Source organism: Pseudogemmobacter humi (genome assembly GCF_900609055.1).
In the GTDB taxonomy this organism is placed as follows: domain Bacteria; phylum Pseudomonadota; class Alphaproteobacteria; order Rhodobacterales; family Rhodobacteraceae; genus Pseudogemmobacter; species Pseudogemmobacter humi.
In genome coordinates, this window is record NZ_UXAW01000081.1 from 148,207 (window position 1) to 164,294 (window position 16,088).

The 16,088-nt window shown below is 65.9% G+C and carries 14 protein-coding genes; 7 read left to right on the forward strand and 7 right to left on the reverse strand.

The annotated features are described in order from the left end of the window. Positions 1-57: 57 nt before the first annotated feature. Positions 58-2,358 (forward strand): ATP-binding protein, encoded by a 2,301-nt coding sequence (locus XINFAN_RS13955; RefSeq protein ID WP_233352215.1) that lies wholly within the window; start codon positions 58-60, stop codon positions 2,356-2,358. Here the strand turns inward: XINFAN_RS13955 and XINFAN_RS13960 are convergent. Then, entirely contained in the window at positions 2,352-2,951 is a 600-nt protein-coding gene (locus XINFAN_RS13960) for a hypothetical protein (protein ID WP_124087469.1), read from the reverse strand. The two genes, XINFAN_RS13955 and XINFAN_RS13960, sit on opposite strands and share 7 nt — an antisense overlap. Positions 2,952-3,164: 213 nt before the next feature. On the opposite strand from XINFAN_RS13960, the gene recA reads away from it, so the two are divergent. Then, positions 3,165-4,235 carry a recombinase RecA gene (gene recA / locus XINFAN_RS13965; RefSeq protein ID WP_124087470.1) on the forward strand — a complete coding sequence of 357 codons (1,071 nt, stop codon included), beginning with the start codon at positions 3,165-3,167 and terminating at the stop codon, positions 4,233-4,235. 582 nt (positions 4,236-4,817) lie between these two features. Further along, a complete protein-coding gene (gene alaS / locus XINFAN_RS13970; protein ID WP_124087471.1) occupies positions 4,818-7,475 on the forward strand; it encodes an alanine--tRNA ligase in 2,658 nt (885 codons plus the stop codon). Between the two features lie 216 nt (positions 7,476-7,691). Here alaS and XINFAN_RS13975 read toward each other — a convergent pair whose 3' ends face one another. Continuing rightward, the gene (locus XINFAN_RS13975) at positions 7,692-9,191 is read right to left on the reverse strand and encodes a CoA-acylating methylmalonate-semialdehyde dehydrogenase (protein ID WP_124087472.1); all 1,500 of its coding nucleotides are present in this window, start codon (positions 9,189-9,191) and stop codon (positions 7,692-7,694) included. A 109-nt stretch (positions 9,192-9,300) separates the two neighbouring features. On the opposite strand from XINFAN_RS13975, the gene XINFAN_RS13980 reads away from it, so the two are divergent. From XINFAN_RS13980 to coaD, 3 genes are all read left to right on the forward strand, one after another. Continuing rightward, on the forward strand, positions 9,301-10,221 hold the full coding sequence (locus XINFAN_RS13980; protein WP_124087473.1) for a LysR family transcriptional regulator: 921 nt from the start codon (positions 9,301-9,303) through the stop codon (positions 10,219-10,221). 59 nt (positions 10,222-10,280) lie between these two features. Beyond that, positions 10,281-10,715: a CBS domain-containing protein gene (locus tag XINFAN_RS13985; RefSeq protein ID WP_124087474.1), complete on the forward strand. Its 435-nt coding sequence runs from the start codon at positions 10,281-10,283 to the stop codon at positions 10,713-10,715. Between the two features lie 105 nt (positions 10,716-10,820). Further along, the gene (coaD, locus tag XINFAN_RS13990) at positions 10,821-11,312 is read left to right on the forward strand and encodes a pantetheine-phosphate adenylyltransferase (protein ID WP_124087475.1); all 492 of its coding nucleotides are present in this window, start codon (positions 10,821-10,823) and stop codon (positions 11,310-11,312) included. 71 nt (positions 11,313-11,383) lie between these two features. Here the strand turns inward: coaD and gap (XINFAN_RS13995) are convergent, their stop codons facing one another. From gap (XINFAN_RS13995) to gap (XINFAN_RS14000), 3 genes are all read right to left on the reverse strand, one after another. After that, positions 11,384-12,385 carry a type I glyceraldehyde-3-phosphate dehydrogenase gene (gene gap / locus XINFAN_RS13995; protein WP_124087476.1) on the reverse strand — a complete coding sequence of 334 codons (1,002 nt, stop codon included), beginning with the start codon at positions 12,383-12,385 and terminating at the stop codon, positions 11,384-11,386. Between the two features lie 114 nt (positions 12,386-12,499). Continuing rightward, positions 12,500-12,643: a hypothetical protein gene (locus XINFAN_RS21975; RefSeq protein ID WP_199286426.1), complete on the reverse strand. Its 144-nt coding sequence runs from the start codon at positions 12,641-12,643 to the stop codon at positions 12,500-12,502. A 36-nt stretch (positions 12,644-12,679) separates the two neighbouring features. Beyond that, positions 12,680-13,681, reverse strand: coding sequence for a type I glyceraldehyde-3-phosphate dehydrogenase (gap, locus tag XINFAN_RS14000; RefSeq protein WP_124087477.1), 1,002 nt, complete (start codon positions 13,679-13,681; stop codon positions 12,680-12,682). Positions 13,682-13,911: 230 nt separating this feature from the next. Here gap (XINFAN_RS14000) and XINFAN_RS14005 point away from each other — a divergent pair, with 230 nt between their 5' ends. Further along, a complete protein-coding gene (locus tag XINFAN_RS14005; RefSeq protein WP_124087478.1) occupies positions 13,912-14,862 on the forward strand; it encodes a DUF808 domain-containing protein in 951 nt (316 codons plus the stop codon). Positions 14,863-14,876: 14 nt separating this feature from the next. On the opposite strand, the gene rarD is transcribed toward XINFAN_RS14005, so the two are convergent. Continuing rightward, positions 14,877-15,788 (reverse strand): EamA family transporter RarD, encoded by a 912-nt coding sequence (gene rarD, locus XINFAN_RS14010; protein WP_124087479.1) that lies wholly within the window; start codon positions 15,786-15,788, stop codon positions 14,877-14,879. A 71-nt stretch (positions 15,789-15,859) separates the two neighbouring features. Further along, the coding region (locus XINFAN_RS14015) for a pseudouridine synthase family protein (RefSeq protein WP_494338101.1) at positions 15,860-16,088 on the reverse strand (229 nt) is incomplete at its 5' end.

Genomic DNA, 16,088 nt, shown 5'->3' on the forward strand with positions numbered 1-16,088 from the left:
TTAACGATTTCCGGCGTCTGTTCTGTCTGTAATGCGCGGGCTGTTGCGGAGGGATGGGTGCAGGTGCCGGGGGCGGAAACCAGGGGCGTGCTTGATGCCGCGCGCAATCTTGCCGGCCGCTCGGGCTGGCTCGCGGGTGTGGCTGCGGTCAGCCTGGGGCTGGCGGCACTGGCGGGGGACGATGGCCTGCGCTTCACGCTGGCGGCGACGGGGCTTGCGCTGGTCATGGTGACGCTGGCGCTGTGGGGCCTTGCCCGGCTGGCCCGGCGCGAGGATGAACAGCTTTTCGCCCGGCTCTCGGCGCTGGTGGGCGAGGATGCGGCGCCGTGTTTTACCACCGACGCGCTCGGCCAGATCCTTTACCGCAACCGCGCGGCCCAGGCCCGGTTCGGCGATACCCCGGCGGTCACCCTGGCCGCGCAACTGCACGAACAGATCGCCTCGCCTTCGGCGGTGATGTACCGGCTGCAAACCCGCGCGGCGGCCCAGGGCGGCATGTACGAGGATGTGGTCACCCGGCGCGGCCATCTGCGGCTCTCGGTGCACCGGATCGGATCGGACAGGTTCCTCTGGCGGCTTGAGGAATTCGAGGATCGCAGCCCCGCCGGCCGCGGCGCCGAGGGGTTGAGCCTGCCGATGGCGGTCGCCAATCGCGCGGGCGTGGTTCTGTTCTCCAACGAGGCCCTGCGCCGGCTGGTCGGCGAGCGGCCCAAACGGCTCGACCGTATTTTCCTGCAACCGCGTTTCAACAGCGGTGAAGAGGTGGCGATCGCCGCAGCCGGCGGCACGATGCGCGCCATCGTGGCCGAACTCGACGGGCCGGGCGACCGGCGCGAGATCTTCCTGCTGCCCGCGCCGATGCGGAGCGAGGCCGATTCCGTCCCGGTCGATTTCGAGAATGTGCCGGTCGCGCTGATGAAATTCGGCGCCGACGGCGGGCTGCGCTCGGCCAACCGCGCCGCACGGGAGATGCTCGGCACCCGCTCGGTGGCGGCGCTCAGCTTCCACGAGCTGTTCGAGGATCTGGGCCGGCCGGTGAACGACTGGCTCTCGGATGTGATCGGCCAGCGCCTGCCCGGCGGGGCCGAGATGATGCGGCTCAGGGGCGGCGAGGAGGACAGTTTCGTCCAGGTTCAGCTCAGCCGGTTCATCGAGAACGGCCGCGCTTTCGCGCTGGCGATCCTGTCGGATGTCACCGCGCTGAAACGGATGGAGGCGCAGTTCGACCAGAGCCAGAAGATGCAGGCGATCGGCCAGCTCGCGGGGGGAATCGCGCATGATTTCAACAATCTGCTGACGGCGATCTCGGGCCATTGCGACCTTCTGCTGCTGCGCCGCGGCCAGGAGGATACGGATTTCGCCGATCTGGAGCAGATCCGCCAGAACGCCAACCGGGCTGCGGCGCTGGTCAGCCAGTTGCTGGCCTTCTCGCGCAAGCAGACGTTGCGGCCCGAGCGGCTCGACCTGCCCGAGGTGCTGGCCGAGATGGTGCATCTGCTGAACCGGCTGGTGGGCGAGAAGATCCGGCTGATCCATTCGCACGACCCCTCGCTCGGTCCGGTGCGCGCCGACCGGCGGCGGCTGGAACAGGTGCTGATGAACCTGGTGGTGAATGCGCGCGACGCGATGGCCGGCCGCGGCACGATCCGCATCTCGACCGAGGCCGTCACCCTCGATCAGCCGCTTCTGCGCGACGGGGCGACCATTCCGGCCGGGCGCTGGTCGGTGATCCGGGTCAGCGATACCGGCTGCGGCATTCCGCCCGACCGGCTCGGCAAGATCTTTGAGCCCTTCTTCACCACCAAGCGGATCGGCGAAGGCACCGGCCTCGGTCTTTCCACCGTCTACGGTATCGTCAAACAGTCGGGCGGCTATGTCTTCGTCGAGAGCATGCCCGACCAGGGCACCACCTTCGAGATCCTGTTCCCGGTTTACGAGGGCGAAACCGAAGAGGCCGCGCCCGAGGGGCAGCGACCGCTGGTCCTGAGGAATGGCGCGGGCGTGGTGCTGCTGGTCGAGGACGAGGCGCCGGTGCGCGCTTTCGCCAGCCGCGCGCTGCGGCTGCGCGGCTATACGGTGATCGAGGCTGCCAATGCCGAAGAGGCCCTGCACCTCCTGGAGGATCCCGGGCTGGCGGTGGACATTTTCGTCACCGATGTGGTGATGCCGGGGATGGACGGCCCGTCCTGGGTGAAACGCGCATTGGAAGACCGGCCAGACGCCCGGGTGGTCTTCGTCTCGGGTTATGCCGAGGACCATCTCGCCGCCGATCAGTCGCAGATCCCGAATTCGGTCTTCCTGCCGAAACCCTTTTCACTCAACGACCTGACGGCAACGGTCCAGGGCCAGCTTCACTGATGCTGCAACGTCTCGTAGAGGCGGAAATCGGCGGCCGCCACCTGGTGCAGCAGGGCCTCGGTCGCCGGAGAAAGCGCGGTCGCGCCGGGGGGCGAGACATTGACCCGGGGCAGGGTGATTTCGCAGCCGAGCCTTTCCTCAAGGAAATCGACGAAGCTGTCCATCTCCTCGTAACGGAACAGCCGGTCGAGACCCCGGCCCTGACGCGGGCGCAGGAATTTCTCCTGCGCGCCGACATCGGCGAAAGCGGGCCGCGGATCGGCGCACCAGCCGCGGACGAAATCGTCGAAACTCATGCCGCGGGTGGATTTCAGCGGATCGGTCTGATCCTCGCGCGAGCGGAAGCGGTACCATGATCCCAGCCAGTCGCGCGGCTCGCGCATCAGCGCGACGAGGCACCAGTCGTCTTTCTTCGAGGCGGCTTCCAGATAGGGGCGGATGAAGCGCTCGAAGCGGTGAACCGTGGTGTGTTTCAGCACCGGCGGTCGCTGGAGCGAGACCGAGGCGAGCGATTCGAGCGCGCTCGCGATGGCGGTCGATCCCGTCTTCGGCGTTGCCAGAAAGGCGAGCCGCTGCTCCCAGAACACCAGCATCCCTTTGTCTCCTTCGGTATCGGGGGCGATTTTGCATCTTCGGACGGTTTTCCGCACCGGCGTAAACTATCCGTTAAGGAAACTGCGCAAAAGCTGATTTTACGAGAATGCTGTTGATTTGTTCCTGTTTTGATCGCATAAGGGGTGCGAACATATGCGGAACATATGCCGGGATTGCTGCTCGCGGGCGGCTGTGGAATAAGGGGACGAAAAATGGCGACAGCCAGTCTGCTGGACTTCGGGAGCAAGCGGGACATGGATAAGCAGAAGGCGCTGGAAAGCGCTCTCCAGCAGATCGAACGGCAGTTCGGCAAGGGCTCGATCATGAAGCTGGGTGAGAACAACCCGGTGATGGAGATCGAGGCGACCTCGACCGGCTCGCTGGGGCTCGACATCGCGCTCGGGATCGGCGGGCTGCCCAAAGGGCGGATCGTCGAGGTCTACGGGCCGGAAAGTTCGGGCAAGACCACGCTCACGCTGCATGTGGTGGCCGAAGAGCAGAAGAAGGGCGGCGTCTGCGCCTTTGTCGATGCCGAACACGCGCTGGACCCGCTTTACGCCAAGAAACTCGGTGTCAACCTGGATGAACTGCTGATCAGTCAGCCCGACACCGGGGAACAGGCGCTGGAAATCGTCGATACCCTCGTGCGCTCGGGCGCGGTTTCGCTGATCGTGGTCGACTCGGTCGCGGCGCTGACGCCCAAGGCTGAGCTTGAGGGCGATATGGGCGATGCCACCGTTGGCGCCCAGGCCCGGCTGATGAGCCAGGCGATGCGCAAGCTGACCGCCTCGATCGGGCGCTCGAATTGCATGGTGATCTTCATCAACCAGATCCGCATGAAGATCGGTGTGATGTTCGGCAGCCCCGAAACCACCACCGGCGGCAATGCGCTGAAATTCTACGCGAGCGTCCGTCTCGACATCCGCCGCATCGGCGCGATCAAGGACCGCGACGAGGTGGTCGGCAACACCACCCGGGTGAAAGTGGTCAAGAACAAGGTCGCGCCGCCGTTCAAACAGGTGGAATTCGACATCATGTATGGCGAGGGCATCTCGAAGACCGGCGAGTTGGTCGATATCGGCGTCAAAGCGGGCGTGGTCGAGAAATCCGGCGCCTGGTATTCCTACAAGGACGAGCGCATCGGCCAGGGCCGCGAAAACGCCAAGACCTTCCTGAAGAACAACCCGGCCATGGCCCAGGACATCGAGGATAAAATCCGCGCCGCCAACGGGCTCGATTTCCACATGTCGGGCGAGGATGGCGTGGTCGAGGACGACGGCTGACGGGCGCCGCTTCCCGTTGGAATGAAAGGCCGGAGACATGGTTTCCGGCCGTTTTCAGGACCCGACCCGGGAAAACAGGCCGGCTGCCCGGCCGCGATGGTTCTCGCGCCAGAACAGACATGCCTCGCGGAGGTGCCGGACAGGCCGGGAGAGCAGCATATTTCCCACGCAGATGCGTCGGGCAGGGCTGGGCCGTTCGGTTGCTTTGCGGCTGAACACCGTTTCTGCCGCGTGGGTATCTGCCCAGGCGATCCGTTCCGGCAGACCCGCCGCGCCGCCCTGCACATCTGCTGGCGGAGCCAGGCAGATGACAACCTGGCCTTTCTCAACCGTTCTGCAATCGTGGAGAGGGCCAGACTGCCAAGCTACTCCGCCGCGGCGGAGTGGGCGGTTTAAGCGCTGCGGATGGCATACTCGAGGCCCTCGCCGGGGGCTCCCATCGCTCCGCACCGGGCTTCCGCGCCTGATCGCACGGCGCCCGGGCCTTTTTCGCAAGGCCCCGCGAATCCGCCCGTGGACAGAGGATTGCAGGGCCGTTACATGGAACGCTGACACGATCAACCCCCGCAAGAGGCCCGGCCCATGGCGTCGCTCAACGACATCCGTTCCACCTTCCTCGATTTCTTTGAGAAGAACGGGCACCGCGTGGTGGAGTCCTCTCCGCTGGTGCCGCGCAACGATCCGACGCTGATGTTCACCAACTCGGGCATGGTGCAGTTCAAGAACCTTTTCACCGGCACCGAGCATCGCGACTACACGCGCGCGACCACCTCGCAGAAATGCGTCCGCGCCGGGGGCAAGCACAACGATCTCGACAATGTGGGCTACACCGCGCGCCACCATACCTTCTTTGAAATGCTGGGGAATTTCTCCTTCGGCGATTATTTCAAGGATCAGGCGATCCCCTTCGCCTGGGAACTCCTGACCAAGGGTTTCGACCTCGACCCCAAGCGCCTGCTGGTCACCGTCTACCACACCGACGACGAGGCGGCGCAGATCTGGAAAAAGGTCGCCGGCCTGCCCGAGGAGCGGATCATCCGCATCCCGACGAACGACAATTTCTGGATGATGGGCCCGACCGGCCCCTGCGGTCCCTGCACCGAGATCTTCTACGACCACGGCGACAAGATCTGGGGCGGCCCGCCCGGTTCGGCCGAGGAAGACGGCGACCGTTTCATCGAGATCTGGAACAACGTCTTCATGCAATATGAACAGTTCGAGGACGGCTCGCGCCGCGAACTCGACAAGAAGTCGATCGACACCGGCATGGGGCTGGAGCGGATCGGCGCGCTCTTGCAGGGCAAGCACGACAATTACGACACCGATCTGATGCGCAGCCTGATCGAGGCCAGCGCGAATGTGACCCATGCCGATCCCGACGGGCCGGGCAAGGTGCACCACCGGGTGATCGCCGATCACCTGCGCTCGACCTCGTTCCTGATCGCCGACGGGGTGATGCCCTCGAACGAGGGCCGCGGCTATGTGCTGCGCCGCATCCTGCGCCGCGCCGCACGCCATGCCCATATGCTGGGCGCGCAGGATCCGGTGATGTACCGGTTGGTGCCGGCGCTGGTGCGGCAGATGGGGGCGGCCTACCCGGAACTGGTGCGGGCGCAGTCGCTGATCGAAGAGACGCTGAAGCTCGAAGAAACCAAATTCGGCCAGACCCTTGATCGTGGGCTGAAGCTGCTGGACGATGAACTGGCGAAGATCCCCGAAGGCGCCGATCTTCCGGGCGCCGCGGCCTTCCGGCTGTATGACACCTATGGTTTCCCGCTCGATCTGACCCAGGATGCGCTCCGCGAAATGGGCCGCAACGTCGATGTCGCCGGGTTCGACGCCGCGATGGACGAGCAGCGCGCCAAGGCGCGGGCGTCCTGGGCGGGCTCGGGCGAGGCGAAGGACGCGAAGATCTGGTTCGAACTGGCCGAGGCGAACGGCCCGACCGAATTCCTCGGCTATGAGACCGAAAGCGCCGAGGGGGTGATCCAGGCCCTGGTGCGCGACGGGGCCGGAATCGGCGCCGCCCAGACCGGCGAGGCGGTGCAGGTCGTGGTCAACCAGACCCCGTTCTACGCCGAATCCGGCGGCCAGGTCGGCGACACCGGCTGGATCCGCACCGACACCGGCCTCGTCGAGGTGACCGACACCCGCAAATCGGCGGGGGTGTTCCTCCACATCGGCACGGTGACCGAGGGCGCGGTCGCGAAAGGCCAGCCCGCGAAGCTGGAGGTTGGCCACGCGCGGCGCCGGGCGATCCGGGCGAACCACTCCGCGACCCATCTGCTGCACGAGGCCCTGCGCGGCGCGCTCGGCGCGCATGTGGCGCAGAAGGGCTCGCTCAACGCGCCCGACCGGCTGCGCTTCGATTTCTCGCATTCCCAGGCGCTGACGCCCGCGGAACTGGCGCAGGTCGAGGCCGAGGTGAACGAATATGTCCGGCAGAACAGCCCGGTCGAGACCAGGATCATGACGCCCGACGACGCCCGAGCGCTCGGCGCACAGGCGCTTTTCGGCGAGAAATACGGCGATGAGGTGCGTGTGGTGTCGATGGGCCTGCAACCGGGCTCCGGGAAGGGCGCCGAGGGGAAGACCTACAGTCTGGAGCTGTGCGGCGGCACCCATGTGGTGCGCACCGGCGACATCGGTGCCTTCATCCTCCTCGGCGACAGCGCGTCCTCGGCGGGTGTGCGCCGGGTCGAGGCGCTGACCGGCGAGGCGGCGCTGGCGCATCTGCGCGGCCAGGACGCGCGGCTTTCCGAAGTCGCCGCGGTGCTGAAAGCGCCGGTGGGCGAGGTGGTCGAACGGGTGCGCGCTCTGGCCGAGGAGCGCCGTCAACTCGCGAATGAGATCGCAGGCCTGCGCCGCGAACTGGCCATGGGCGGTGGCGCTGCGGCGGGGCCGGAGGCGAAAGAGATCAACGGCGTGAAGCTGGTGGCCCAGGTGCTGAAAGGCGTCTCGGGCAAGGATCTGCCGGCGCTGATCGACGAGATGAAGAGCCGGATCGGCTCGGGCGCGGTGGTGCTGATCGCCGATACCGGCGCGAAACCGGCGGTGGCGGCGGGGGTGACCCAGGACCTGACCGCGCGGGTCTCGGCGGTGGATCTGGTCAAGGCGGCGGCGGCGGCTTTGGGCGGCAAGGGCGGCGGCGGCCGCCCCGACATGGCCCAGGCCGGTGGCACCGACATCGCCCAGGCCGAGGCGGCGATCAAAGCGGCCGAGGCAGTGCTGGGCGCCTGATCCAGGCGGGATGTGCGCCCTGGAGGAAACGTCGAAGGGGGGCTGTCTGCCCCCCAACGCGCGCCAAAGCGCGCTCCCCCCCGAGGGTATTTGCATCAGGGTGAATGCAGGAAGGCGTGAGCGTCTGGCCTGCTCATTTTCTGTCTGAAAATATCCTCGGGGGGAGCACGCCTCCGGCGTGCGTGGGGGGCAGACAGCCCCCCATCCTCGGTGTCGTCAGTCCATCGCCTTGAAGTTCAGCGAGGCGCCTTCCTTGATTCCCGAGAACCAGCGCGCGGTCACCGTTTTCGTCTTCGTATAGAAGCGGAAGGCGTCCGGCCCGTATTGGTTCAGATCGCCAAAGGCCGATTTCTTCCAGCCGCCGAAGCTGTAATAGCTCAGCGGCACCGGGATCGGGAAGTTCACCCCGACCATGCCCACGTTCACCCGGGAGACGAAATCGCGCGCGGTGTCGCCGTCGGCGGTGAAGATCGCCGTGCCGTTGCCGTATTCGTTGTCGATCACCAGGTTCAGCGCGTCCTCGTAGGTGGCGGCGCGGACCTGGGAAAGCACCGGGCCGAAGATCTCCTGTTTGTAGATCTCCATCTCGCGGGTCACGTTGTCGAACAGGGTCGGGCCGACGAAGAAGCCCTTCTCATAGCCCTGGAGGCGGAAGTCGCGACCATCGACCACCAGTTTCGCGCCCTGGTCCACGCCCGAGGAGATCAGCCCGCGGATGCGCTCGGCCGAGGCCGAGGTGATCACCGGGCCGAAATCCACGTCTTCGCCCGCGGTATAGGGGCCGACCTTCAGCTTCTCGATCCGCGGCACCAGACGCTCGATCAGCGCGTCGGCGGTCGCCTCGCCCACCGGCACCGCGACCGAGATCGCCATGCAGCGCTCGCCCGCCGCGCCGAAACCGGCGCCGATCAGCGCATCCGCCGCTTTGTCGAGATCGGCGTCGGGCATGATGATCATATGGTTCTTCGCGCCGCCGAAACATTGCGCGCGCTTGCCGTTCGTCGCGGCGCGACCGTAGATATATTGCGCGATCGGGGTCGAGCCGACGAAGCCGATGGCCTGTATCGTCTCGTGATCCAGGAGCGCATCGACGATTTCCTTGTCGCCGTTCACCACCTGGAGCACGCCGTCGGGCAGCCCGGCCTCCTGGATCAGCTGCGCGAGGTAAAGCGAGGTCGAGGGGCAGCGCTCGGACGGTTTCAGGATCATCGCGTTCCCGGCGGAAATCGCCGGCGCCATTTTCCACAGCGGGATCATCGCCGGGAAGTTGAAGGGCGTGATGCCCGCGACCACGCCGAGCGGCTGGCGCATCGAGTAAAGATCGATGCCAGGCCCGGCGCTGTCGGTGTATTCGCCCTTGAGCATCGCGGGCGCGCCCATGCAGACCTCGACCACCTCAAGCCCGCGCTGCACGTCGCCGCGCGCGTCGGGCAGGGTCTTGCCGTGCTCGCGCGAGACCAGTTCCGCCAGCTTGTCCATGTCGCGGTTGATCAGATCGGCGAATTTCATCATCACCCGCGCGCGGCGCTGCGGATTGGTCGCGCCCCATTTCAGCTGGGCTTCGGCCGCCGAGCGGATCGCGGCGTCAAGCTCGGCGGGGGTCGCCAGCGCCAGACGGCCCTGAACCTCGCCGGTCGCCGGGTTGAACACGTCGCTGGTGCGGCCCGATGTGCCCGCGACCAGTTTGCCGTCGATCCAGTGACCGATCTCCTGCATGGGATTCCCTCCGAATGGAAATTGCGTTGAGGGTGTTTTACCCTTGCGGAAATGCGGGATAAAGCGGCAATACTTCATTCGTGTTTTGCAATTATGCAAAGGGGTCGCGGTGGACTGGGACGATCTGCGCATCTTTCTGGAGGTCGCCCGGTTCGAGAGCCTGTCGGGCGCCGGGAAACGGCTGAAGATCGACGCGGCCACTGTGGGGCGGCGCATCGCCCGGCTGGAAGAGGGGCTGGGCCAGCGCCTGTTCGCGCGCAGTCCGCAGGGCTATCAGCTCAGTCCGGCGGGCGAGCGGCTGCTTCCCCATGCCGAGCGGGCCGAGGCCGCGATGCTGGCGGCGGGCGAGGCGGCGGCGGGCGGCCAGGAGGCCGGGCTGACCGGGCTGATCCGGCTGGGCGCGCCGGATGGCTGCGCCAATTACCTCTTGCCGCCGGTGATCGCGCGGATCTGCGATGCCAATCCGGGGCTGGAGGTGCAGCTTGTCGCGCTGCCGAGGGTGTTCAACCTGTCGAAACGCGAGGCCGATATGGCGATCGGCGTCTCGCGCCCCGAGACCGGGAGGCTGACGGTGCAGAAGCTGGCCGATTACCGGCTGGTGCTGGCGGCGTCCCAAAGCTGGCTCGCGCGCCATCCGGCGCCGAAAAGCCGCGCCGATCTGCAAGGATTGCGATTCGTCGGCTATATCCCCGATCTGATCTTCGACAAGGAACTGGACTACCAGGCCGGGATCGGGGCCCCTCCGGCGGCGATTTCCTCGAACTCGGTTTCGGTGCAACTGAATTTCCTGCGTCAGGGGGCGGGAATCGGCGTGGTGCATGACTTCGCCATGGCGGCGGCGCCGGAACTCAGGCGGCTTCTGCCCGAAGAGGTGGGCCTGACCCGGAGCTTCTGGCTGATCCGTCACGCTGATGATGGGCGGGTGCAAAGGCTGAACCGCTTCGCCACTGCCCTGGTGCGGGAAGCGCGCGCCGAGATGGCCAGGCATGAAAAGGACGATATTTCAGTCGCTTCGCACGAGGCGTCTTGACAGTTCCGCCCTGGCGCAGGACGCTTCTGATGACAGACCAGCGAAGCAGGAGGAGCCCCATGCTTGTCAGCCAGATCCTGAAAACCAAGCCGGTCGGGGGCGTCATCACCATCTCGCCCGAGGCAACCGTCGCCGATGCGGCGGCGCTGCTGTCTGAAAAGCGGATCGGGGCGCTGGTCGTCTCGGCCGATGGAAAGAAGGCGGCCGGTATCATCTCGGAACGCGACATCGTGCGCGAACTCGGCCGTTCGGGCGGCGCATGTCTTGACCAGAAGGTCGCGGATCTGATGACCGCGAAACTGGTGTCCTGCACCGGCGGCGATCTGAACACCGAGGTGCTGCAACGGATGACCGAGGGGCGCTTTCGCCACATGCCGGTGATCGAGGACGGTGAGGTGATCGCGATCATCACGCTCGGCGATGTGGTGAAGGCGCGGTTGCAGGAACTCAACGCCGAGAAGGACGCGCTCGAAGGGATGATCATGGGCTACTGACCGCGGGCCGTGGCGGCGATGCCGCGCCGCGGCGATTTGGTCTTGCGCAGGCGCGGGTAATATTGTTGCGTGCGCCTGCGGCACAGGGATCAGGGAGGAAAGCCCATGCGCATCGGCCTTTATCCGGGAACCTTCGACCCGGTGACGCTTGGGCATACCGACATCATCCAGCGCGCCATGGCTTTGGTGGACCGGCTGGTGATCGGCGTCGCGATCAACCGCGACAAGGGGCCGCTGTTCACCCTGGACGAGCGGGTGAAGATGATCCGCGAGGAATGCGCTGGCGTCATCGAACGCACCGGCGGCGAAATCGTGGTCCATCCGTTCGAAAATCTGCTGATCGACTGCGCCCGTGACGTGGGGGCCGGGGTGATCATCCGCGGCCTGCGGGCGGTGGCGGATTTCGAATACGAGTTCCAGATGGTGGGGATGAACCGCGCGCTCGACGACAGCGTCGAGACGGTCTTCCTGATGGCGGATGCGCGCCGCCAGGCCATCGCCTCGAAACTGGTGAAAGAGATCGCCCGGCTCGGCGGCAACGTCAGCCGGTTCGTGCCGCCCGCGGTGGCCGAGGCACTGAAAGCGAAATACCGCTGAACGGAAAAGGGGCGCCCCCAAATTCCTTTGAAGGAATTTGCAAAAATCTTCAAAGATTTTGGGCCCCCGGATCAGATCAGCCGCCCCATCGCCACCGCCACATCGGCCATCCGGCAGGAAAAGCCCCATTCGTTGTCATACCAGGCCAGTACCGAGGCCATGGTGCCTTCCAGCACCCGGGTCTGGTCGAGATGGAAGACCGAGGAATGCGGGTCGTGGTTGAAATCCGACGACACGTTCTTAAACGCGGTATAGCCGAGGATGCCTTTCAGCGGCCCGTCGGCGGCCGCCCTGATCGCGGCGTTGATCTCTTCCACCGTGGTCTCGCGTTTTGCGATGAATTTCAGATCCACCGCCGAGACATTCGGCGTCGGCACCCGGATCGCGAAACCGTCGAGCCGGCCCTTCAGCTCGGGCAGCACCAGACCCACCGCCTTCGCCGCCCCGGTCGAGGTCGGGATCATCGACAAGGCCGCCGCGCGGGCGCGGTAGAGATCCTTGTGAAAGGTATCCAGCGTCGGCTGATCGCCGGTGTAGGAGTGGATCGTGGTCATCATGCCGCGCTCGATCCCGATCGCCTCGTTCAGCACCTTGGCCACCGGCGACAGGCAGTTCGTGGTGCAGGATGCGTTCGAGACCACGATGTCGTCTTTCGTCAGCGTCTGGTGGTTCACGCCGTAAACCACGGTCTTGTCGGCGCCTTCGCCGGGGGCCGAGATCAGCACCCGTTTCGATCCGTTCTCCAGATGGGGCAGGCATTTCTCCTTCGAGGTGAAGATGCCGGTGCATTCCAGCACCACATCCACATCGCCCCAGGGCAGGTCGGCGGGATTGCGCAGCGCCGTCACCCGGATGGGGCCGCGGCCCGCGTCGATCCAGTCCTCGCCGGTGGTCACCTCGCCCGGAAAGCGGCCATGCACCGAATCGAAGCGCAACAGATGCGCGTTGGTCTCGACCGGGCCGAGATCGTTCAGCGCCACGACCTCGATGTCGGTGCGCCCCGATTCCACGATGGCGCGCAGGATATTGCGGCCGATGCGGCCAAATCCGTTGATTGCAACCTTGACGACCATGACCTGTTCCTCCGGGTGCTGCGGTGTCCGGGCCTTACCCGTTCGCGGGCAGGGGCCTTATGCTAGCGCTAACAACGCCAGAATAGCGGAAAATGCAACCTCAGTCTGCCGCGATCAGCGCCAGAATTGAACCCAGTCGACCAGATGCAGGAACTTTTGCGCCAGAAAGACAAAGATCTGCCCCTGGTTGAGGAGCAGATCCAGCACGATTGCGGCGCCGAGGAACAGCGCCAGAAAGAGGGCCACACGGTTGGTCAAACACTTCTCTCCGAAGGCCGACCTGTGCCGGCGGGATCAGTTCGCGAGCCGCCCCATCACGCCGGCCACATCGGCCATGCGGCAGGAGAAGCCCCATTCGTTGTCATACCAGGCCAGCACCCGCACCGAACGGCCGACGACCTTGGTCTGGTCGGGGGCGAAGATAGAGGATTGCGGCGTGTGGTTGAAGTCGATCGAGACCTTGGGCTCGGGGTCATAGGCCATGACCATGCCCATATAGCCCTGGGCGGCCTCGCGCACGATCTCGTTCACTTCCTCGGCGGTGACCGATTTCGCGGCGATGAAGGTCAGATCCACCGCCGAGACGTTCGGGGTGGGGACGCGGATCGCCGAACCGTCGAGCTTGCCTTTCAGTTCCGGCAGCACCTCGCCAAGCGCCTTGGCGGCGCCGGTCGAGGTGGGGATCATCGCCATGGCGGCGGCGCGGGCGCGATACAGATCCTTGTGGCGGCGGTCGAGCGTGGGCTGATCGCCGGTGTAGCTGTGGATCGTGGTCATGATGCCCGATTCGATGCCGATGGCATCGTTGAGCACCTTGGCCAGCGGCGCGAGGCAGTTGGTGGTGCAGGAGCCGTTCGAGACGACCAGATGCTCGGGCGTCAGGCTGCGGTGGTTCACGCCATAGACCACGGTCTTGTCGGCGTTCTTCGCCGGGGCCGAGACCAGCACGCGCCGCGCGCCGCGGCTCAGGTGGACGGCGGCCTTGTTGCGGTCGTTGAAGTTGCCGGTGCATTCCAGCACAACGTCGACGCCTTCCCAGTCCAGCTCTTCGGGGTTGTAGGTCGACATCACCCGGATCGGGCCGCGGCCCAGATCGAGCGAGTCGCCGACCACTTTCACCGCGCCGCCGAACCGGCCATGGACCGAATCGTATTTCAGCAGATGGGCGTTGGTTTCGATCGGACCGGTCGCGTTGACGGCGACGACCTGAACGTCGTTGCGGTTCGACTCGGCGATATGGGCAAGGGTGCAGCGGCCGATGCGGCCAAATCCGTTGATTCCGACGGTGATGGTCATGTCTCTTGCGCTCCGATCCTGCGGTCTTGTAGCTGCTAGCTGGTCGATCTGAACATTCATAGATGAAAAACGACATGTTTTCATGTTGTTAGCGCAAACTTTCCTTGTTTGCGCTATCTGCTAGCGATAGCAGAAGGCCGCTTCCGCACCCCCGCCCGGCGGAGAGCCTCTTGCGGGGCGGGGGTGATTCCGTGTCTGGATGGCGCCGGACCGGGCAACAGGAGAAAGCGATGAGCGGATTGCTGGCGCTGCTGGACGATGTGGCGGCCATTGCCAAAGTGGCGGCAGCCTCGGTCGACGATGTGGCGGCGGCGGCGGCGAAAGCCGGGGCCAAGGCCGCGGGCGTGGTGATCGACGATGCGGCGGTGACGCCGAAATACGTCACCGGATTCAAGCCCGCGCGCGAACTGCCGATCATCTGGCGCATCGCGCTCGGCTCGGTGCGCAACAAGCTGATCCTGCTCTTGCCGGCGCTGCTCTTGTTGCAGAGCTTCCTGCCCCAGGCGATCACGCCGCTGCTGATGCTGGGCGGTGCCTATCTGTGTTTCGAGGGCGCCGAGAAGGTGTTCCATGCGTTGTTTCCGCATGGCGACGCCCGGGTCGAGGCCGATTTCTCGCCCGGCGACGAGAAGCGGCTGGAGGAGGAGAAGGTCGCGGGCGCGATCAAGACCGATTTCATCCTGTCGGCCGAGATCATGACCATCGCGCTCTCGGTCATCGAAAGCCCCAGCCTGTGGATGCAGGGGGCGACGCTTGCGGTGGTGGGGGTGCTGATCACCGTCGCGGTCTACGGCGTGGTGGCGCTGATCGTGAAGATGGACGACGTGGGCCTGTATCTGGCGGCGAGCGGGCGGCTCGGCCTGACGCGGGCGGTCGGGCTGGTGCTGGTGCGCGGGATGCCGGTGCTGCTCAGGGTGCTGTCGGTGGTGGGGACGGCGGCGATGCTCTGGGTTGGCGGCAGTATCGTGCTGCACGGGCTTGAGATCACCCGTCTCTGGCCCGCGCCCTATGAGGCGATCCATCACATGGCCGAAGCGGTGTCGAACGGCTCGGCGGCGCTGGCCTGGGTGGTGACGGCGGCGCTGGACGGGGTGTTCGGCCTTGCGCTCGGGCTCTTGCTGATTCCGCTGGCGACCCGGGTGATCGCGCCCTTGTGGCGCGCAGTGACGGGCGCGAAGTGATCAGCCGGCCCCCATCAGACGGTGGCGGGGCCGCGCCGCATCATCGAGACCGAATAGATCGCCAGCGCCACCCAGATGAAGCCGAAAGCGACCAGGGTCGCCGGGCTGAACGGCTCGTGAAAGACGAAGACCGCCAGCAGGAAGATCATCGTCGGCGAGATATACTGCATTAGCGCGATGGTGGTCAGCCGCAGCCGTTTGGCGCCATTGGCATAAAGCATCAGCGGCAGCGCGGTGACGGGGCCGGCCAGAAACAGCAGCCAGCTCTGCAAGCCCGGTCCGTGCAGGAACTCCATCCGGCCCTGAAAGCCGAGCCAGGCCAGAACCGCGACGGCGGGCACCAGCAGGATCAGCACTTCCAGCGCGAAGCCCTGGTTCGGGCCGACCGGCAGGCTCTTCTTGAAATAGGCGTAGAACCCCCAGGTCACCACCAGCCCCATGGCCACCAGCGGCAGGCTGCCGGCTTTCCATGTCAGGATGGCGACGGCGATGACGACGCAAAGGATCGCCAGCCACTGGATGCCCCTCAGCCGCTCGCCCAGCAGGACGGCGCCCAGGAGGATCGAGAACAGCGGGTTGATGTAATAGCCAAGCGCCGCGTCCAGCGCATGGCCCGTGGTGATCGCCCAGACATAAAGGCACCAGTTCAGCGAGACCAGCAAGGCGGTGACCGTGGCCATGCCCAGCATCCGCGGATTGCGCAGCGCGGCTTGCAGATCGCGGGTGCGTCCCATCCAGATCAGCGCCGCCAGGGCGGCCGGCACCGCCCAGATCACCCGATGCGCCACCACCTCGACAGGCGAGACCTGGTCGAGCGCCTTCATGAACAGCGGCAGAAATCCCCAGAGCAGATAGGCCGAAAGCGCGTAAAGCAGGCCGGCGGAGCTGTTGTCCTGGGGGGTGGGCGGCGGGGCTGGCGGTTCCATGATCCCTGTCTATCTCCGGGTGCGGGCCTGCGCCAGGGGCGATCTTGTAACCGGCACAATCGGGAAGCGCGTCACGCCGCGCGCCAGGCGCCGGGGGCAAGACCGTCCAGCGTCCAGTCGCCCACCCGCCAGCGGATCAGTCGCAGCGTCGGATGGCCCACGGCCGCCGTCATCCTGCGCACCTGGCGGTTGCGGCCCTCGCGGATGGTCAGTTCGATCCAGCTGTCGGGGATGTTCTTGCGCACCCGGATCGGCGGCTCGCGCGGCCAGAGCCAGTCGGGCGGCGCCACCTTGCGGGCG

Coding starts and splice junctions, on each gene's coding strand:
- XINFAN_RS13960 (WP_124087469.1), bottom strand. CDS start 2,951: ATGCTGGTGTTCTGGGAGCAGCGGCTCGCCTTTCTGGCAACGCCGAAG.
- recA (WP_124087470.1), top strand. CDS start 3,165: ATGGCGACAGCCAGTCTGCTGGACTTCGGGAGCAAGCGGGACATGGAT.
- alaS (WP_124087471.1), top strand. CDS start 4,818: ATGGCGTCGCTCAACGACATCCGTTCCACCTTCCTCGATTTCTTTGAG.
- XINFAN_RS13975 (WP_124087472.1), bottom strand. CDS start 9,191: ATGCAGGAGATCGGTCACTGGATCGACGGCAAACTGGTCGCGGGCACA.
- XINFAN_RS13985 (WP_124087474.1), top strand. CDS start 10,281: ATGCTTGTCAGCCAGATCCTGAAAACCAAGCCGGTCGGGGGCGTCATC.
- coaD (WP_124087475.1), top strand. CDS start 10,821: ATGCGCATCGGCCTTTATCCGGGAACCTTCGACCCGGTGACGCTTGGG.
- gap (WP_124087476.1), bottom strand. CDS start 12,385: ATGGTCGTCAAGGTTGCAATCAACGGATTTGGCCGCATCGGCCGCAAT.
- gap (WP_124087477.1), bottom strand. CDS start 13,681: ATGACCATCACCGTCGGAATCAACGGATTTGGCCGCATCGGCCGCTGC.
- XINFAN_RS14005 (WP_124087478.1), top strand. CDS start 13,912: ATGAGCGGATTGCTGGCGCTGCTGGACGATGTGGCGGCCATTGCCAAA.
- rarD (WP_124087479.1), bottom strand. CDS start 15,788: ATGGAACCGCCAGCCCCGCCGCCCACCCCCCAGGACAACAGCTCCGCC.